This is a genomic window from Rhodococcus sp. 24CO (genome assembly GCF_050586165.1).
In the GTDB taxonomy this organism is placed as follows: Bacteria; Actinomycetota; Actinomycetes; order Mycobacteriales; family Mycobacteriaceae; genus Rhodococcus_F.
Window position 1 is genome coordinate 548252 of record NZ_JAZFNF010000003.1, and the last position, 17088, is coordinate 565339.

Consider the following 17088-nt stretch of genomic DNA (forward strand, 5'->3'; position numbering starts at 1 on the left):
GGGTTTCTCGGATGCGACCGCGCCGAGAATTCGAGAACGTTCGATCAAGGAGAACAACGATGACGCGATTGACTGTGAACGCCAAGCGGGCTAGGCAGACCGGTGTGGTGGTGGCGTCCGTGGCGGTACTCGGCCTGGCCGTGACGCCGGGAATCGCCTGGGCTTCCAACCCCATTGCCGACGGATCGCCGGTGGCTGTGCGATCAATCGTGACCGCTCCGTCCGAGTCAGGGACGGCTCCGGACGCAATGTGTGGTGCCGTGACACCGATTTCCGACGAGGAGCTGCAGAGGCTCGTCGACGAGGGCAAGGTTGTGCGTGCGGAGGAGGCCGGAACGGCCGCAATCACGATTGAAGTACCGAGCGAAGCTGCGACATTCACTGCGCGTGAGGGGATGCCGTCACTGCCGACCGTCGAGTGGGCCCCGACGATCGAGAGTGTTCCGGCAGAGGTACTCGACGTGGCCGGCGTCGCTCCGCTGGTGGAAGGGGTGGCTCTGTCTTGCGCTGTCGCCGCGGGGTGACACGCGAAAGAACTCAGCGGGGTGACATGCGAAAGGAGTTCCGCATGAACCGCTTTGATCGGGAACGGTACGTCCGTACTGAACTCGGGACCGACGCTGGTGAAGTCTGTCGGTAGCACTTGCTACGTTCGTGGCGGTCTCGGCGAGCATGCCGAGGCCGTCGCCGTCGGCGTCATGTGTGTGGTGTCTGGTGTCGAGTCCTCTGGACTAGACGCAGGGCGCGTTTCGAAAGGTGTTGTGTTTCATGGTCATGGGCCCCACCCACGCGATGTCCGGTGCTGCTGTGGGTCTGGTGGTTGCCGAACTCTTGCCCCTCGATTGGGGTGGGCCTACCTCGACTGCCGAAACCCTGACGTTTGCCGGGGTGTGTGCGGGAGCTGCGCTGCTTCCGGATCTCGACACGAGTCAGTCGACGGTTTCCCGGTCGTTCGGGCCACTGAGCAAGGCACTGGCGCAGGGTGTTGACGCGGTATCGGTTGCCTTCTACCGGATCACGAAAGGCAAGAAGGACGGTAAGCGACGTGGTGGTCACCGGACACTCACCCACACGGCGTTGTTTGCGGCCGGCTTAGGTGCCGGCGTTTCCGCGCTGGTTGTCCAGTTCGGAAAGCCCGCGATCATCATCACGTTGTTCTTCTGCCTCGGGTTGGCGATTCGCGGTCTCGCGGGGGACTTCGCGAAGGACAAGGGCTGGCTGGTCGTCTCCGCGTTGGCGCTGGTTCTGTCGGCGGTGACGTGGCAGCAGTATCCGAGCGAGGCTGGGTCCACCGGATTGGGCGTCGCAGTTGCGCTCGGATGTGCGACGCACTGTCTGGGTGATGCCATCACCAAGGAAGGTGTGCCGTTTCTTGCGCCGCTCATTCCGTTGGGTGGCAAACGGTGGTGGGAACAGCGACTTCCGTCGTTCCTGTCGATCCGTGCGGGTGGCAACCTCGAAAAGGTGTTGATCGGCCCGGCGCTCACGCTTCTCACGGTCTGGTTGATCGTGGGTGCGTTCGACGGTGCGTCCGAAGCCATCTATGCGGTGTTCTCACCGACTCCGTAACTTTTATTACGGAACCACTGGCATCGTAATGGAACTTGTTCTAGGTTCATCTCTAACGTAAGTCCGATTCGGCAGAGACGAGTAGTCCGTGGAACGCAGCGGTTCAGGGGAACAAAGCGCAGTGGATCGACCATCCAACGGCGGATCCGTCAGCAGGCGGGGATTCCTGGCAGCCGGGGTCGGCGCCGCTGCGCTCGCAGGCCTGACCTGGTCGCCGGCCGGAGCGGTGCCGTGGGGTCCACAATCCACGCTCGCTCCGCCGCCCGATTTCCCGGCCGGTATCCCGCTCTCCCAGCAGGCCTACGCCAACTGGTCCAAGGAGATCGTTCTCGATCATGTGTGGACGGCAACGGCTCGCAGCTCCGATGACGTGGTGACCCTTGCCAACTGGGCGCACCGCAACGGGTACACCGTCCGCGCCCGCGGCACGATGCACGGCTGGAGCCCGCTGACAGTGGTCCCGGGTGCACCAGTAGATCGAGTGCTGTTGGTGGACACGATGGTTCACCTGAATTCCGTCGAGGTGCACAGTGACGGAGAGCGATCCGTCGTAACCGCCGGGGCCGGTGCCAGCATCGAGTCAATCCTCACAGCGCTGCAGGACCGGGGGCTGGGTTGGGCCAACTCTCCGGCCATCGGGGATCTGTCCATTGCCGGCGCGCTCGCCATCGGAGCCCACGGCGCGACCTATCCAGCCGCGGGAGAAGCCATTACCCCCGGACAGTCGTTCGGGTCACTGAGCAACCTGGTCACGGCTATGACCGTCGTGGTGTGGGACAGCGGCTCGGGTAGTTACACGCTCCGCGAATTCGCCCGCTCCGATGTCGAGAGCACAGCATTTCTGACCCATCTCGGGCGCACATTCGTCACGTCCGTCACCCTGCAGGCCGGCGAGAACTACCGGCTGCGCTGTCAGAGTTTCACCGATATTCCGTGGCAGGAACTCTTTGCGCCGCCCGGATCGCCGGGGCGCACCTACGAGAGATTTGTCGAAGCGTCCGGACGCGTCGAAGCAATCTGGTTCCCCTTCACCTCAACTCCGTGGCTGAAAATCTGGACACCGACGCCCGTCAAACCGCCCGAGTCGAGGGAAGTGCACGGCCCGTACAACTACTTCTTCTCCGACGCTCTCCCCGAAGCAGTCACCACCCCACTGGGGATGGTGGCCAAGGGATTACAAGCGGCGACGCCGGTGTTCGGTGCTTCGCAGTTCGGTGCCGTTGCAGCCGGATTGGTGCTCACCGATACCGACGACCTGTGGGGCTGGTCCAAGGACGTGCTGTTCTACCTGCGGCACACTACGGTGCGAGTTGTCGCGGGCGGCGGGGCGGTCATCACCAAGCGTTCCAACATCGCTCGGGTCATCCACGAGATGACAACGTGGCTGAACGAGCGGATGACGCACCTCGCGTCGATGGGGCAGTATCCCGTGAACATGCCCTTCGAAGTGCGACTGTGCGGCGTCGACGACAACGGCGAAGTCCTGGTGGACAGTGCCGGCGTGCCAGATCTATCGGCCGTGCGCCCTCGGTCGGATCGCGACGACTGGGACACCGCCATCTGGATGAATGTGGTGTCCATTCCCGGAACTCCGGGTTTGCCGGCGTTCCTTCGGGACATGGAAAGGTGGATGGTCGCGAACTACTCCGGCGACTACGCCACCTTCCGGCCCGAATGGTCGAAGGGATGGGCATTCACCGACGACGCCGCCTATCAGGACGATGAATTCCTCACGCGCACAATCCCGGCCACCTTCCGGGCAGGCGGAGACGGAAATTGGGACTCCGCCCTTGCGACCTTCGACAAATACGATCCGCACCGAGTCTTCAGTAACACCTTCATCGACCGGTTCATGGCGTAGTTTGCAGCGGACCCGCGATCCACCGTTCGATGTCGGCGTGGGTCTGTAAACGGATGATCGTGAGGTCTGGCCGCCGGTCTCGCAGCGCCGCGATCCGGAGTGCACTTGTACGGTGCGTGTTCCAGGCCCAGCGAACGATGTGGTCGCGGTCGGAGAAGAAAGTATGTAGTGGTGGCTCGATATTTCCGTTCCACAGGACTTCGCGACGCACCCTCCTCCGCACCGTGCGCGCTACAACCTGACGCATCACTGTGTACCGCGACAGGTCCAGCCACACCAGGAGGTCCGCTTCATCGGCGAGTAGATCGCGCACGGACCTGTACTGCCATTCCGTCACCCACCGCGGCGCAGAACTGAATGTTGTGACGTCGACCAGGAATTGCTCACGTGGTGTCCAGTTCGGGCCGTGATAGAGCCCGTCGATCTCCACGTGTTCGATGCCGAGGAGCGCTCCGATGCGGGAGGCCAAGGTCGTTTTTCCGGAACCGGATGTTCCCGCTACGAGAACGCGCTTTGGGCACCCGGGCAAGCGATCTTCGGGACCGAGAAGAGGCACGAGAACACCCTAACCATCGGCTGAATGAAAAACGGCGAGGGGAATAGCAATTCCCCTCGCCGTCTTCTGTTTCAACTACTTGCCGAGCTTGGCCTGCAGGTCGTCGAGAACCAAGCCGGCGCCTGTCGGGCCGAGACCCAGGAACCAGGTTTCGTCGCTGACCTCGCTGGCGCGACCGTCCTTGACGGCGTCCATCGTTGCCCACAAGGGACCGGCGGTGACGGTGGTTTGACCTGTGTCAGCGGGACTTCCGTAGCTGGAGTAGAAGATCTGATCGCCCTCGGCTTGGGTGATCGTTTCCGGGCTGACCTCGACGGCCAGCTCGTCGATGTCCTGGATTGCAGGACGGGGGAGTCCGACGTCCTGCAGGATGACGCCGATGAAGGACAGGTTTCCGTACAGACGCAGCTTGCCGGACATGAAGCGGACCAGTGAGATGGTCGGGGAACCGTCGATCGACGCGCTGACCTCGTCGGCGTGGGTCTGGTAGTCGTTGAGGATCTGCTCGGCCTTCGTCTCTTCGCCCAGCGCGTCACCGGCAAGGAGGAAGTTCTCCTTCCACGGGAATCCGGGACGGATGCTGAAGACTGTCGGTGCGATCGCGGACAGCTGTGGGTACAGCTTGTCCTGGCGCAGCTTGCTGCCGAGGATCAGATCGGGCTTCAGCGCGGTGATGGCTTCGAGGTTGAGATTGTTCGTGGTGCCGACATCGGGGACGCCCACCAACTTGTCGGCGAGGTACGACGGCTGGCCGGCTGCGCTTTCCGGGCTGGCGATACCGACCGGGGTGATGCCGAGTGAGAGGACTTCGTCCAACTCTCCGCTGTCCAGGACGATGACGCGCGTCGGCTTGGTCTCGAGTGTGACCTCGCCCAGTGCATGCGTGACCGTGCGCGGGAACTCGCCGGGAGCGGCGTCGCTACCGAGCTTCGCGGTTTCCGTGTCGGCGGTGCTGAACAGCTTGCCGCCGGTCGCGACGTCGGTGTTTCCGTTGGCGTTGCTTCCGGCGTCGGAAGTTCCACAGGCAGTTGCGGCAAATACTGTCGCCAGCGCAACCATGGCGATCCGGACCGACGTGCGGGTCCGGAATGAAGTACGAGGGAGCATTAGGTAAGGCTACGCTGGTGATATTGAGCACTTTTAGCTGGCTGCGGGAGTGGCGTCGTAATCCCGACGAACGGAACCTACTCCGCAATTTGCATTCGGTGACTCGGTAAAAGTGTTAGCTTCGCGAAAGACCTGCCAATTGTGAGCGAAGACACGTGAGGAACTCGATGACCCTGAACGTTGCCGATCTGTTCGAGGCCGTTGCCGATGCAATTCCCGATCGAACACCGCTGATTCTCGAGGAAAGGCGCCTCACCTATCGGGAGCTCGAACTACGGTCCAACCGATTGGCACACCACCTTCGGTCCGTCGGCGTCGAACCGGGGCAGCACGTCGGAATCCACATGAGGAATTGCGTCGAATATGTGGAAGCGCTACTGGCCTGCCTGAAGATCAGGGCGGTTCCGATCAACGTCAACTTCCGCTACACCGACGTCGAACTCGCCTACGTGTACACCAATTCGAAGATGGTGGCATTGCTGGTCGAGGACGAATTCGCGGAGATTGCGCTGGGTGTTGTGCCGCAGTGCCCTGAGATCGACCACGTTCTGGTCGTCGGAGACGAGTACGAAACCGCACTGGCCGCAGCGTCCGACGCCCGGGATTTCGAGACTCGCTCAGGCGACGACCATTTCATCATCTACACCGGCGGAACTACAGGTATGCCCAAGGGTGTCGTCTGGAGACACGAGGATTTCTTCCTCGCGGCACTCGGTGGTGCAAACTTCGGTGGGCCGCCGCATCGTAGTGTCGAAGAAGTAGTCGATGGAGCAATTGCGAATACCAATCCTGTTGTGCTCCTACTGATTCCGCCGCTGATGCACGGCGCGGCCATCTACTCGCTTCTCGCTGCGTTTCTGATGGGGGCGACGCGAGTGCTGACCAGGAACTTTGACGCCGAAGACGTGCCCAGGCTCATAGAAGCCGAGAAGATCAGCGGCATCACCGTTGTCGGCGACGCCATCGCGCGTCCTATCGCGGACGCGATTGCCGCATCCGACGGTAAGTACGATCTCTCCTCTTTGAAGTTGATCGGATCCGGTGGCGCGCTGTTCTCGCCGAACCTCAAGGAAGAGTTCAAAGCTCGGTTCCCCGGGCTGGTCATCAACGATGCTTTCGGTGCCTCCGAGTCGGGCCACGACGGCGTTCTCGAATTTGGGGAAGACGGAACCAAGCGAATTCGCTCCAACCCCAACATGATCCTGGTCGACAGTGAATTCCGGAGGATCGAGCCGGGATCGAGCGCGATCGGCTATATCGCCCGCGCCGGGCACGTGCCACTTGCGTATTTCGAAGATCCCGAGAAATCTGCCGTCACGTTCCCCGTTGTCGACGGCGTACGACTGTCAGTCCCCGGCGATATGGGAAGGATGGAAGCGGACGGCACGATCGTGCTGCTCGGGCGCGGTTCCATGTGCATCAACTCGGGTGGGGAGAAGGTGTACCCCGAAGAGGTGGAACAGGCGCTCAAAACTCACCCAGCGGTTTTCGACGCTGTGGTGGCGGGTGCACCCGACTCACGGTTCGGCGAGAAAGTGGCTGCGGTCGTCCAGATCAGGCCAGGTTTCGAAGGCGTGGAACCAGACGCCCTGTCCGAGCACTGCCGGATTCATGTGGCGGGATACAAGATTCCCCGTTCGATTGTTCTTGTTCCGGCGATCCACCGCTCGCCGAGCGGAAAAGCAGATTACCGTTGGGCAAAGGAAACCGTCGCTGGGGTGTAAACGTCCGGGTGAACATTTCGCGAAGCAGGTAACGGGTGTCTATTCTTTTCATGCCCGCTTTGTTTCGAGAATCACGTATCGGAGATTTGTCGTGCCTACCAAACAGCTGACTTCGGTGGATTTCGAATTGATCCCGGCAAATATGGCAAACCGCTCTACGGATGTCTTGACGATTTTCCTGTTCGATTCGGGTAGTTCGACACCGCTGGACAAGAAGGAACTGCTCGATTTCCTCGGTGTCCGCGCCTCGAGGATTCCGCAATTGCGGTGGACCGTGACCACAGTTCCCGGTGGGTTCGGGTTTCCGTATTGGATCGACACCGAACCTTTCGATATTGCCGATCATGTCGAAGACAATGTCGAAATATCTTCGTGGAAAGGTGTTTTCGAATACTTTGCCGACATTGCCGCGCAGATCGTCGACCCCTACGAATGCCTGTGGCGACTGCACGTCGTTCGAGGTGTCCGCGATGCCCCAGGGGTGCATGGCGAAGCAACTGTGGTGATCCTGAAGGCTTCTCATGCGTTGGGTGACGGGCAGGTCTACAACGCTATTGTTCACGACCTGTTCTCGTCGAAGCCCTTACCTGATTTCGTTCCGGAATTGACGGCGCCGAACCCGTGGTGGTCGTCCGTCAAGGGAATCCTCGGAACTCCGCGCCGGTATGTCCGCGCACTTCGCGCTCTACCGGAGACCCGGAAATACGACGCACCGGATTCCGGCGGTGGCGTCGTCGCCTTCACCGGTAAGCGTTCGGCCACGGCGCTCATACTCGATCTGGCACCGATTCGAGAGGCCAAGAAAATGTGGCCAGGAGTGACGGTGACCGGTATCGCCCAGACGATCATTTCGTTGTCGCTGGAAGAACATTTTGGTGACAAGAGTCCACGCTCTATGCAGGTGATGTCGGGTGCACCCGCAGGCGCGGAGGTGCACGGTCAAAATCACATGGGTTGTTATCACGTCGATTTGGCGATGGACAAAGAAGATATTGCGGGACGACTTCTTTCGATCACCGCAAACAACAACCACGGCAAAGCTGGATATCCCGACGCGTATCGGGCGGTTCGTGCATTGCAATACGAACTTCCGGCTGTTGCGGTCAAACCTAAGCTGTCGACCGAGCCGAAACTGGGAACTGTCGCGAGCAGTGTGAACCGTGGGCCGGCCGTCATGACTCTCGGCCCGTCGAAGATCTTGTCGACCACGTCATTTCCGTACGTGTCGCCGCGGAGCCCGTTCAACCACGGGATCTATTCGGTGGGGGACATGCTCAGCATTTCGGTGCTCAGCGGAACTCCGGACAGCGGTGACATCGATGTCTACGCGGCTGTTCTGGAAAAGAATGCAGCCCGCGTCCAGGCCTGCCTCGAGGGACGAAACTCTAAAGCCACGGCTCAATAGGCTTCTTCACCCACATGATCTTCTCGTCGGCGTGCGTGCGCTGCGCCTCGGCGCGATCAGGGTGCGCCGCCGCCCACTGATCCTTTTCGTCGATGAGACCGGCCGCGATGGTCCACGTCTCCCGGGTGCTCGGGGGATTCGCGTCGGCCGACCGAGCCAACTTACGTAACCGGTCGTCGGGCATGTCCAGTAGTTCGGCGGCGGTGATCCCACGATTCCACGCGAACTTGGCCAGCCCCACCGCCTTCTCCCGTCGACTGCGACTGGCGATGTCGTTGTGTGCGAAGTCCTCGTTCTTGCCCATGGGTAACCACCTCCTGGAGAGCACGGTACAACAAAAGAAGGCACCTTCTCCGCGAGGAGAAAGTGCCTTCTTCAAGTTCTTCACTGTCGGGGTGGCGGGATTTGAACCCACGACCTCTTCGTCCCGAACGAAGCGCGCTACCAAGCTGCGCCACACCCCGTGTCGAACCTCGGTTAGCTTACAGCACGAAGTCGGCAGGCATTAAATCCGCAGGTCAGTTGCGTAGAACCGGTGCAACAGAGTGAGCGGAACCGCGCTCGGTGGAGTGCTCCGGTTCGCGGCCGGTAGACGGCACCAACGTCAACAGAGTTGCCTCGGGGCGGCAGCAGAAACGCACCGGAGCCCATGGCGACGTTCCGATGCCGGCCGACACGTGAAGCTGGGTGTGGGCACCCCACTTGGACGGCCCCTTCACCCGGGAACGGTCCAACTCGCAGTTCGTGACAAGCGCGCCGTAGAACGGCAGGCACAGCTGCCCGCCGTGTGTATGGCCGGCCAGAACAAGGTCGTAGCCGTCCTCGGCGAACCGATCCAGCACCCGCGGCTCGGGGGAGTGCGTCAAACCGAGCTTGAGCTGAGCCAGGGGGTTGGGCGGGCCCGCGATCGTGTCGTAGCGATCGCGCTTGAGATGCGGATCGTCGACGCCGGCCGTGGCGATCTTGATGCCCGACACTTCGAGTTCGCGTCGCACATGCGTCACGTCGAGCCAGCCGCGCTCTGTGAATGCAGCCCGGAGGTCTCCCCACGGCAAAGGATCGCCCGTGATGCGCTTCTTCTTGTCGAAGAGGTAGCTCAGCGGGTTCTTCGGCTTCGGAGCGAAGTAGTCGTTGCTGCCGAACACGAATAGACCCGGGCGGGCGAGCAGGTCGCCGAGTGCCTGGACAACTGCGGGGACACTGCGCTGGTGCGAGAGGTTGTCTCCGGTGTTCACCACGAGATCCGGGTCGAGGCTTTCGAGCTCACGCAACCAGTTTTGCTTCAACCGCTGGTTAGGCATCATGTGTAGATCACTGAGGTGGAGAACCCGCAGCGACGACGACCCCGGCTCGAGTACCGGCATCGTCACCTCGCGCAACGTAAAAGCATTGCGTTCGATGCCCGATGCGTACCCGATTCCGAGTGCAGCGACGCCCGCGGCACCAAGTGCGGTGCGGGTCAGGTTGGTGCGGAACTGGTCAGACACCAGTCAAGGATATAACTAAGGGGACGGGAGGCGGGGCGTGCGCGTAGCGTTTCCCCCATGTCCGACACGACAGCAACGCTCAAAGACAAACTCCGTTCCGACATGGTCGCATCCATGAAGGCCAAGGATCCGCTTCGCACCGGCACCCTCCGGATGCTCATCGCAGCAGTTCAGACCGAAGAGGTTGCAGGTAAGGAAGCGCGAGTTCTCACCGACGAAGAAATCATCAAGGTTCTTGCCAAGGAATCGAAGAAGCGCGGGGAATCCGCCGAAATCTACACCGAGAACGGCCGCGGTGAACTGGCCGCGAAAGAGCGCGCCGAAGCGCAGATCATCGACGAGTACCTGCCGACGCCGTTGACCGACGCGGAACTTGTCGACGTCGTAGACACCGCGATGGCGCAGGTAGCCGAGGAGCTCGGCGAGCGTCCGGGTATGCGTCAGATGGGTCAGGTCATCAAGGCCGCCAGTGCTTTGGCCAAGGGTAAGGCTGACGGCGCGCGTATCTCCGCTGCCGTGAAGTCTCGCCTGTAGGCGTCACCGACAGCGCTTGTCAGCTCCACCGACACAAAGAACGGCCGCACCCTCACGAGAGGGTGCGGCCGTTCTTTTATGTCGGTGTCAGCGCGGTGGCGGCGCTCCGGGTGCCGGCGAATCGGGTGCCGGGGAGGCCGGGGCCGGTGAGCCGTCCGGTGCTACCGGCGCACGTACCGACCCGTCACTGACGTAGATCGTGATGGTGGATCCTGGTATCGCCGAGCCCGACGGAGACGCGCCGGTGACAGTTCCGGCACGCGCGCCCGATGCGGACGTCACCGCGTTGACGGTGAATCCCGACTCCTGCAAGCGGGAGGTGGCAGCGGACTGGCTCAGTCCGACAACCTCGGGAACCTGTCCGTTCTGCGAGCCGCGTGCGTACTTCTGGTCGATCGGCGGCAGCGCCGTGGGACCGAAATTGTTGGCAACGGGCATCATCGCGGCGAACCAACTTCGCGCCGGTTCGGTACCGCCGTACAGGTTTCCGCTGTAGCACGGGCGTAGCGGAGTCGAGCAGATCTCACCCGGGGTCGGGGAGTCGCCGAAGATGTAGACGGCCGCTGCCAGGTTGTTGGTGAAGCCGAGGAACGCCGAAGACTTGTGGGTCTCCGTGGTACCGGTCTTACCGGACATCGGCAGGGTCCATCCAGCGCTGCCTGCAGCACCCGCAGAGGTACCTGCACCCACGTCGTCACGGCTGAGCGCATTGGCGAGGGTATCGGCCAAGCCGGGCTCGACTACCTGCTCGCAGGCTTGTTCCGTGACCGCCACCGGCTTGCCGTAGCGGTCGACGACGGAATCGATCGGGCTGGGCGGGCACCACTTGCCGTGCGACGCCAATGTTGCCGCGACGTTCGACAGTTCGAGCGGATTGATCCACGTCGGGCCGAGCGTGAACGAGCCGAGATTCTGTTCCTTCTGGAAGTCGGCCATGCTGCGATCGTCGAAGCCCGACGTATTGGGCTCCGCGTACGAACGCAGGCCGAGACGCACGGCCATATCGACGGTCGGCGTCACACCGGTTGCCGCGATGAGCTTTACGAACGCGGTGTTCGGCGACTGCGCGAGAGCATCGGTCACCGACATCGTCGCCGGATAGTTACCGACGTTCTCGACGCAGTACGTGGACACCGGACATCCCGCCGCACCACCACTACCGAAGCCCTTGGCGTCGAAGCGGCGGGGAACGTCGAGCATCGCGTCGATGCCGAGGCCCTTCTCCATGGCGGCGGCGGTGGTGAAGACCTTGAACACCGAGCCGGCACCGTCACCGGAGAGTGAATACGGCTGAGCCAGGACTGTTTCGCTGGCGTCGGCGTCGAGACCGTACGTGCGGCTGCTGGCCATCGCCACAACCTTGTGCGAGTCCTGGCCGGGACGAATCACGTTCATGACGTTGGCGATACCGTCGAGGTCGGCCTTGGCGTTCGCGTTAAGTCCGGCCTTCGTGGATGCCTGCACCGTCGGGTCGAGCGTGGTCTTGATGAGGTAGCCACCCTCGTTGATCTGCTCGCGACTGATCCCGGCGTCCGAGAGGTATTTGAGTGCGTAGTCACAGAAGAATCCGCGGTCACCGGCTGCGATGCATCCGCGCGGGAGTGTGTTGGGAGTGGGTAGAACACCCAACGGTTCGTCTTTGGCCGCCCGGAACTCGTTGGCCCGATCGGGAATGTTGGTGATCATCGTGTCGAGCACGGTGTTGCGGCGCTCGGTGACACCTTCGACGTTGGTGTACGGATTCAAGGCCGAACTCGACTGGACCATGCCGGCGAGCATCGCGGACTGCGGAACGCTCAGGTCCTTGGCATCGATACCGAAGTACGTCTGAGCGGCATCCTGGATTCCGAAGGAACCGTTACCGAACGGCACCAGGTTTAGGTAGCGGGTGAGGATCTCGTCCTTCGTGAGTTCCTTGTCCAGCGTGAGCGCCATACGGATTTCGCGGATCTTGCGAGCCGGAGTGGTCTCGATCGCGGCGCGGCGCTCGGCATCGGTTTTTGCGACGACCAACAGTTGGTAGTTCTTCACGTACTGCTGATCGAGCGTCGACGCACCCTGCTGGACCTCACCGGAGGTGGTGTTGGTCAGGAAGGCGCGCAGCGTTCCCTGCCAGTCCACGCCCTTGTGATCGGGGAATCTGCGGTCCTCGATGGAGACGATCGCCAACTTCATGTTGTTCGAGATCTCGTCGCTCGGGACTTCGAACCGACGCTGCTCGTACAGCCAGGCGATGGGATTGCCCGCCGAATCGACCATCGTCGATACCGCGGGGACCGTGCCGTCGACCAACTCCGCAGAAACGTTGTCGACCGTGTCCGCGGCTCGATTGGATGCGAATCCGAGTCCGCCTGCCAGCGGAAACATCACTCCGGCAACGAGGACACCGGCCAACGCGGAGCTTCCGGCGAGCTTCGCCACTGTTTTTGCAATCGACACGATCTACAGAGTACGTGTGTGCACCCCAAGGACGTGGCACGCGAAGAATTCGTGCCGAATAAAACGTCCTGAACACCCGGTTTGTACTGCCGTACCAAAAAAGGTGGACGCCCGTCTTGCGTCTGGGCGTTTCTTTACCTAAATTGTGTGAACGGTGTGATTGACATAACACTCGATCACGAATGTGTCTCAGCTTTCGTCGTGATATTCGCGACGGAGCGGAGATGTTGTGCTGCTCGCCCTCGGGGCGACGGACATACTTTGTAGAGGGGACCAGAGAATGTACACAGCCACCCCGAGTAGCCGTTTGGATGTCGAACAAGCAGAGGCTCGTATTGCCTGGGTAACGCAGGCACGCTGTCGCGAAGTAGATCCGGATCAGCTTTTCGTTCGAGGTGCCGCGCAACGTAAGGCAGCAACAATCTGCCGACACTGCCCGGTCCTGATGCAGTGCGGCGCCGATGCTCTCGACAACCGCGTCGAATTCGGAGTGTGGGGCGGGATGACCGAACGCCAGCGACGCGCTCTCCTCAAGCAGCACCCCGACGTCGACTCGTGGTCCGAATTCTTCGAGGACCGACGACACCAGCAGTCAACTGCCGTCTGACCTAGCCCTTCCGAGTGAGCTGATCGCCCACAGCGCGCAGTGCCTCGAGGTCTGACACCTCGAACGGCAGTGACGGAACGCCGATCAGCGGCACCCTCGGATGAGCTGCGGTAAACCTGCTCAGCAGCGCCACCTCACGTTTGGCGATTGCTGCGCGGTGAACATGAATGCGTAGTACCGCCTCCGTCAATGCCTCGGCATCGGTCGGGTTCTCCTTGGCTGCGAGTTTGTCCGCGGCCGTTGCCGCGTGATCAGCTGGCAGTGCGGTCAGAGTCGGATGTGTTCGGTTCAACACCAACCCGGCCAGCGGCATCGAATCTCCGGCCAGGCGGTCCACGAAAAACGCCGCTTCCCGCAACGCGTCAGGTTCCGCAGCGGCGATCACCAGAAAATGGGTGCCTGGCTGACGCAGGAGTTCGTACGTCTTCGTGGCGCGCTCACGGAAGCCACCGAACATCGAATCGAGCGACTGAACAAACGCCGACGCGTCAGCGAGCATCGCGCTTCCGACAATCGTCGACACACCCTTGAGCGCCAATCCCATCGCTCCGGCAACAAGCTTGGTCAAACCCCGGCCAGGAGCTGAGAGCAACCGGATCATCCGGCCGTCGAGGAACGTTCCCAGCCGCTGCGGAGCGTCCAGGAAATCGAGTGCGTTCCGGGACGGCGGAGTATCCACGATCACCAGGTCCCATTTGTCGTTCGACGCAAGCTGACCCAGCTTCTCCATCGCCATGTACTCCTGAGTACCGGAGAACGATGTGGCAACGGTTTGGTAGAAGGGGTTCGCGAGGATCTGCTGAGCCTTCTCCGGGCTGGAGTGCTCGAGCACCATTTCGTCGAACGTGCGCCGCATGTTGAGCATCATCGCGTGCAGCTCGCCCGTTGCTTCCGGACCGAGTTTCACCGGTTGCGGTGTGTTGTCGAGTTCCGCGACACCCAGAGCCTGAGCCAGCCGCCTAGCGGGATCGATCGTGAGAACGACGACGCGTCGGCCCTGCTCAGCCGCCCGCAGCGCCAACGACGCCGCGGTGGTGGTCTTGCCGACGCCGCCCGCGCCGCAGCACACCACAATTCGTGCGGTCGGATCGTTGATGATCGCCGAGATGTCGAGCACCGGAGCGCTGCGACGGCCGGTTCTGGAACTGCCGGCCATGACGTTGTCAGTGACCGCGTTTTCGGTGGTTTCGGTCATCGGACACCCTGTTCCATGAGGTATTCGGCCAGTTCGTAGAGGCCACCCAGATCGACGCCGTCGGCCAGAGCCGGCAAGTGCAGTCGGGCGCCGTCGATCTCCTGCAGTTTCTCCGCGCTGGATTCCTGCGCTTCGAGAACGGACGCGTGCTCGATGGTCTCCGTCAGCAATCCGGCGAAGTCGTCGTCCGACAGTTCGAGACCGACATCCGTGAGCGTGGACCGGATGGATGCGGCGTCGATCGCTCCGGCCGCAGCACCCGCCAGAGTGCCCTCCGGCAGGAACTTCGGGCTGGTGCGGTTGACGATGATCGCGCCGAGATTGAGCTCGTCGCGCGCCAACTCCGAGGCGGCATCCGCGGTTTCCTGCACTGGCAGAGCCTCGAGTAGCGCCACGAGATGCACCACTGTTTCGGGTGAGTGCAGCAGCCGCACGACGCCCTCGCTCTGTGAATGCACCGGCCCGCCCTTGGCGAGATCGGCCATAGCCTTCGTGACGTCGAGAAAACTGCCGATCCGGCCCGTCGGCGGGGCGTCGACGACGACGGCGTCGTACACCCGCTTCCCGGCTCGATCGGTGCGGATGACGCACTCCTTGATCTTGCCGGTGAGCAGCACGTCGCGTAGGCCAGGGGCAATGGTCGTGGCGAACTCGATGGCGCCGAACTTGCGCATCGCGCGGCCGGCGAAGCCCAGGTTGTAGAACATCTCCAAATATTCGAGGAAAGCCGTCTCGATATCGACGGCCAACGCCATCACCTCGCCGCCACCTTCGGCAGCTGCGACTTTAGTTTCCTGCGGGGGCAGCGGTGGCACGTCGAAGAGCTGCGCAATTCCCTGGCGGCCCTCCACTTCCACCAGCAGAACGCGTCGGCCACCTTCGGCTAACGCAAGCGCCAAGGCGGCGGCTACCGTCGACTTACCGGTCCCGCCTTTTCCCGACACAAAATGCAGGCGGGCCTTCGATGCGGACTCCGGCCAGCTCTTGCTCAGCTCATCTTGGGATGCAACCACACCGCGAGCCTATAAGTCTGGGGCCGAAGATGTGCGCGGGATAGGCTCACCACATGAGTGAATTGACTTCCTGGGAATACACCGTTACTCCGTTGCTGGTCCACAACCCGAAGGCCATCCTCGACAATTGGGGCGTCGACGGTTGGGAGCTGGTGACGGTTCTTCCGAGCGCGTCGGGCGAGCAGCACGTCGCGTACCTCAAGCGTCCGAAGGTTGCCGGCGCATGACCGAAGCAACGCAGACCTGGTCAGCGCGTCTCGCGGAACTCGGCATCGAACTGCCCGCGGTTGCGGCGCCGGTCGCTGCTTACGTCCCTGCGGTTCGTAGTGGCAATCACGTCTACACGTCGGGCCAGTTGCCTTTTGTCGACGGAAAGCTGTCGCTGACGGGCAAGCTCGGTGCTGATGCGTCGGATGCGGATGCAAAGGCGGCCGCGCGTGTCTGTGCGCTCAACGCTCTAGCCGCGATCAACGCCCTGGTTGGCATCGACAACCTTGTTCGTGTCGTCAAGGTCGTCGGATTTGTCGCTTCGGCTGAAGGTTTCACCGGTCAGCCCGGCGTGATCAACGGCGCGTCCGAATTCCTCGTCGAGGTCTTCGGTGACGAGGGCATTCACGCCCGCTCCGCTGTCGGTGTTGCAGAACTTCCCCTCGGCTCTGCTGTCGAGGTGGAACTGATCGTAGAAGTTCGCTGATGACCACGGTTCACCCCGCATACGCGCAGCTTCGCCGCGTCACCGACATCGCGTCGGTCATGCTCGAGAACAATCCGGGCATGATGACCCTCGACGGCACCAACACCTGGATTCTGCGGGCGCCGGGCAGTGACGAGTATGTAGTTGTCGATCCCGGTGACAACGACGAAGAACATCTGCAGCGAGTGGCCGGAGTCGGCCCAGTGGCGTTGGTCCTGATCACGCATCGGCACTTCGACCACACCGGTGGTGTGAGCCGTCTTCACGAATTGACTTCGGCGCCAGTGCGTTCCGTTTCTCCCGAGTTCTTGCGCGGCGACGGTACGACGCTCGTCGACGGCGAACTCATCGAGGTTGCGGGGCTGCGCCTGCGTATCGTGGCCACTCCCGGTCATACCGCGGACTCCGTCTCGATCGTCATCGAGAACGAGGGCAGTGTGCTGACCGGCGACACGATACTCGGCCGTGGCACAACGGTTCTCGATGATTCGGACGGCGATCTGGGGGACTACCTCGCATCGCTGCGGGCGCTCATCGAACTCGGTGACGGGCGAACCGTTCTGCCTGGGCACGGTCCGGAATTGCCTGACCTGCACGAGATTTCGAAGCACTATCTCGCGCATCGCGAAGAGCGGCTTGATCAGGTGCGGGCGGCTTTGGTCTCGCTCGGGGATTCGGCGTCGGTCCGCGACGTGGTCGAGCACGTCTATTCGGATGTCGATCCGAAACTGTGGCCGGTGGCAGAAAAATCGGTCAATGTGCAGTTGGCCTATCTGCGTCGCTGAACTGTGTAGAGGAACTGCCGCCAGGGCGCGCGAAGCGACGGGGGATGTGCCCGTTATGCCTGTGGAGGTATAGCTGGCGGCAGTTTTTGCATTTGTTTGATATGGGGCCGGG

The 17088-nt window shown here is 62.0% G+C and carries 17 protein-coding genes and 1 tRNA gene; 10 read left to right on the forward strand and 8 right to left on the reverse strand.

Annotated elements, in window-relative coordinates; translation table 11 throughout:
* Positions 1 to 59 precede the first annotated feature (59 nt).
* The 3 genes from V2B23_RS09750 to V2B23_RS09760 all read left to right on the forward strand — a co-directional run bounded on the left by V2B23_RS09750 (position 60) and on the right by V2B23_RS09760 (position 3430).
* The gene (locus tag V2B23_RS09750; RefSeq protein WP_430950151.1) at positions 60 to 524 is read left to right on the forward strand and encodes a light harvesting protein subunit alpha; all 465 of its coding nucleotides are present in this window, start codon (positions 60 to 62) and stop codon (positions 522 to 524) included.
* 244 nt (positions 525 to 768) lie between these two features.
* Positions 769 to 1569: a metal-dependent hydrolase gene (locus V2B23_RS09755; RefSeq protein WP_430950152.1), complete on the forward strand. Its 801-nt coding sequence runs from the start codon at positions 769 to 771 to the stop codon at positions 1567 to 1569.
* A gap of 121 nt (positions 1570 to 1690) precedes the next feature.
* Positions 1691 to 3430, forward strand: a complete 1740-nt coding sequence (locus V2B23_RS09760) for a cholesterol oxidase substrate-binding domain-containing protein (RefSeq protein WP_430950153.1) — start codon at positions 1691 to 1693, stop codon at positions 3428 to 3430.
* On the opposite strand, the gene V2B23_RS09765 is transcribed toward V2B23_RS09760, so the two are convergent.
* The gene (locus tag V2B23_RS09765; RefSeq protein ID WP_430950154.1) at positions 3420 to 3986 is read right to left on the reverse strand and encodes an AAA family ATPase; all 567 of its coding nucleotides are present in this window, start codon (positions 3984 to 3986) and stop codon (positions 3420 to 3422) included. The two genes, V2B23_RS09760 and V2B23_RS09765, sit on opposite strands and share 11 nt — an antisense overlap.
* Positions 3987 to 4061: 75 nt before the next feature.
* A complete protein-coding gene (locus V2B23_RS09770; RefSeq protein ID WP_430950155.1) occupies positions 4062 to 5093 on the reverse strand; it encodes an ABC transporter substrate-binding protein in 1032 nt (343 codons plus the stop codon).
* Between the two features lie 167 nt (positions 5094 to 5260).
* Here V2B23_RS09770 and V2B23_RS09775 point away from each other — a divergent pair, with 167 nt between their 5' ends.
* Positions 5261 to 6817 (forward strand): acyl-CoA synthetase, encoded by a 1557-nt coding sequence (locus V2B23_RS09775; RefSeq protein WP_430950156.1) that lies wholly within the window; start codon positions 5261 to 5263, stop codon positions 6815 to 6817.
* Positions 6818 to 6908: 91 nt separating this feature from the next.
* Entirely contained in the window at positions 6909 to 8222 is a 1314-nt protein-coding gene (locus tag V2B23_RS09780; protein ID WP_430950157.1) for a wax ester/triacylglycerol synthase domain-containing protein, read from the forward strand.
* On the opposite strand, the gene V2B23_RS09785 is transcribed toward V2B23_RS09780, so the two are convergent.
* The 3 genes from V2B23_RS09785 to V2B23_RS09795 all read right to left on the reverse strand — a co-directional run bounded on the left by V2B23_RS09785 (position 8203) and on the right by V2B23_RS09795 (position 9709).
* Complete coding sequence (locus V2B23_RS09785) at positions 8203 to 8526, reverse strand: hypothetical protein (protein WP_430950158.1); 324 nt, start codon at positions 8524 to 8526, stop codon at positions 8203 to 8205. The two genes, V2B23_RS09780 and V2B23_RS09785, sit on opposite strands and share 20 nt — an antisense overlap.
* An 86-nt stretch (positions 8527 to 8612) precedes the next feature.
* Positions 8613 to 8686: transfer RNA gene (locus V2B23_RS09790), tRNA-Pro, on the reverse strand.
* A 54-nt stretch (positions 8687 to 8740) separates the two neighbouring features.
* The gene (locus V2B23_RS09795) at positions 8741 to 9709 is read right to left on the reverse strand and encodes a metallophosphoesterase (RefSeq protein ID WP_430950159.1); all 969 of its coding nucleotides are present in this window, start codon (positions 9707 to 9709) and stop codon (positions 8741 to 8743) included.
* A gap of 57 nt (positions 9710 to 9766) precedes the next feature.
* Here V2B23_RS09795 and V2B23_RS09800 point away from each other — a divergent pair, with 57 nt between their 5' ends.
* The gene (locus V2B23_RS09800) at positions 9767 to 10243 is read left to right on the forward strand and encodes a GatB/YqeY domain-containing protein (protein ID WP_033235921.1); all 477 of its coding nucleotides are present in this window, start codon (positions 9767 to 9769) and stop codon (positions 10241 to 10243) included.
* Positions 10244 to 10330: 87 nt separating this feature from the next.
* Here the strand turns inward: V2B23_RS09800 and V2B23_RS09805 are convergent, their stop codons facing one another.
* Positions 10331 to 12664: a penicillin-binding protein gene (locus V2B23_RS09805; protein WP_430950223.1), complete on the reverse strand. Its 2334-nt coding sequence runs from the start codon at positions 12662 to 12664 to the stop codon at positions 10331 to 10333.
* 298 nt (positions 12665 to 12962) lie between these two features.
* On the opposite strand from V2B23_RS09805, the gene V2B23_RS09810 reads away from it, so the two are divergent.
* Positions 12963 to 13289 carry a WhiB family transcriptional regulator gene (locus V2B23_RS09810; protein WP_033235923.1) on the forward strand — a complete coding sequence of 109 codons (327 nt, stop codon included), beginning with the start codon at positions 12963 to 12965 and terminating at the stop codon, positions 13287 to 13289.
* Between the two features lies 1 nt (position 13290).
* On the opposite strand, the gene V2B23_RS09815 is transcribed toward V2B23_RS09810, so the two are convergent.
* Together V2B23_RS09815 and V2B23_RS09820 are read right to left on the reverse strand one after the other, a co-directional pair.
* Entirely contained in the window at positions 13291 to 14445 is a 1155-nt protein-coding gene (locus V2B23_RS09815; RefSeq protein WP_430950224.1) for an ArsA family ATPase, read from the reverse strand.
* 35 nt (positions 14446 to 14480) lie between these two features.
* Positions 14481 to 15497, reverse strand: a complete 1017-nt coding sequence (locus tag V2B23_RS09820; RefSeq protein ID WP_430950160.1) for an ArsA family ATPase — start codon at positions 15495 to 15497, stop codon at positions 14481 to 14483.
* A gap of 53 nt (positions 15498 to 15550) precedes the next feature.
* On the opposite strand from V2B23_RS09820, the gene V2B23_RS09825 reads away from it, so the two are divergent.
* Genes V2B23_RS09825 through V2B23_RS09835 form a run of 3 tightly spaced genes read left to right on the forward strand, consistent with a single transcriptional unit; the run spans position 15551 to position 16976 of the window.
* Positions 15551 to 15724 (forward strand): hypothetical protein, encoded by a 174-nt coding sequence (locus V2B23_RS09825; protein WP_092805866.1) that lies wholly within the window; start codon positions 15551 to 15553, stop codon positions 15722 to 15724.
* Entirely contained in the window at positions 15721 to 16191 is a 471-nt protein-coding gene (locus tag V2B23_RS09830) for a RidA family protein (RefSeq protein WP_430950161.1), read from the forward strand. The genes V2B23_RS09825 and V2B23_RS09830 overlap by 4 nt, the downstream gene beginning before the upstream one ends.
* Entirely contained in the window at positions 16191 to 16976 is a 786-nt protein-coding gene (locus tag V2B23_RS09835; protein ID WP_430950162.1) for an MBL fold metallo-hydrolase, read from the forward strand. The genes V2B23_RS09830 and V2B23_RS09835 overlap by 1 nt, the downstream gene beginning before the upstream one ends.
* The last annotated feature ends 112 nt before the right edge of the window (positions 16977 to 17088 follow it).

Excerpts from the sequence above, each read along its gene's own strand:
- V2B23_RS09835 (WP_430950162.1), top strand. The coding sequence starts at position 16,191 with ATGACCACGGTTCACCCCGCATACGCGCAGCTTCGCCGCGTCACCGAC.
- V2B23_RS09755 (WP_430950152.1), top strand. The coding sequence starts at position 769 with ATGGTCATGGGCCCCACCCACGCGATGTCCGGTGCTGCTGTGGGTCTG.
- V2B23_RS09750 (WP_430950151.1), top strand. The coding sequence starts at position 60 with ATGACGCGATTGACTGTGAACGCCAAGCGGGCTAGGCAGACCGGTGTG.
- V2B23_RS09830 (WP_430950161.1), top strand. The coding sequence starts at position 15,721 with ATGACCGAAGCAACGCAGACCTGGTCAGCGCGTCTCGCGGAACTCGGC.
- V2B23_RS09815 (WP_430950224.1), bottom strand. The coding sequence starts at position 14,445 with ATGGCCGGCAGTTCCAGAACCGGCCGTCGCAGCGCTCCGGTGCTCGAC.
- V2B23_RS09770 (WP_430950155.1), bottom strand. The coding sequence starts at position 5,093 with ATGCTCCCTCGTACTTCATTCCGGACCCGCACGTCGGTCCGGATCGCC.
- V2B23_RS09825 (WP_092805866.1), top strand. The coding sequence starts at position 15,551 with ATGAGTGAATTGACTTCCTGGGAATACACCGTTACTCCGTTGCTGGTC.
- V2B23_RS09810 (WP_033235923.1), top strand. The coding sequence starts at position 12,963 with ATGTACACAGCCACCCCGAGTAGCCGTTTGGATGTCGAACAAGCAGAG.
- V2B23_RS09785 (WP_430950158.1), bottom strand. The coding sequence starts at position 8,526 with ATGGGCAAGAACGAGGACTTCGCACACAACGACATCGCCAGTCGCAGT.
- V2B23_RS09775 (WP_430950156.1), top strand. The coding sequence starts at position 5,261 with ATGACCCTGAACGTTGCCGATCTGTTCGAGGCCGTTGCCGATGCAATT.
- V2B23_RS09800 (WP_033235921.1), top strand. The coding sequence starts at position 9,767 with ATGTCCGACACGACAGCAACGCTCAAAGACAAACTCCGTTCCGACATG.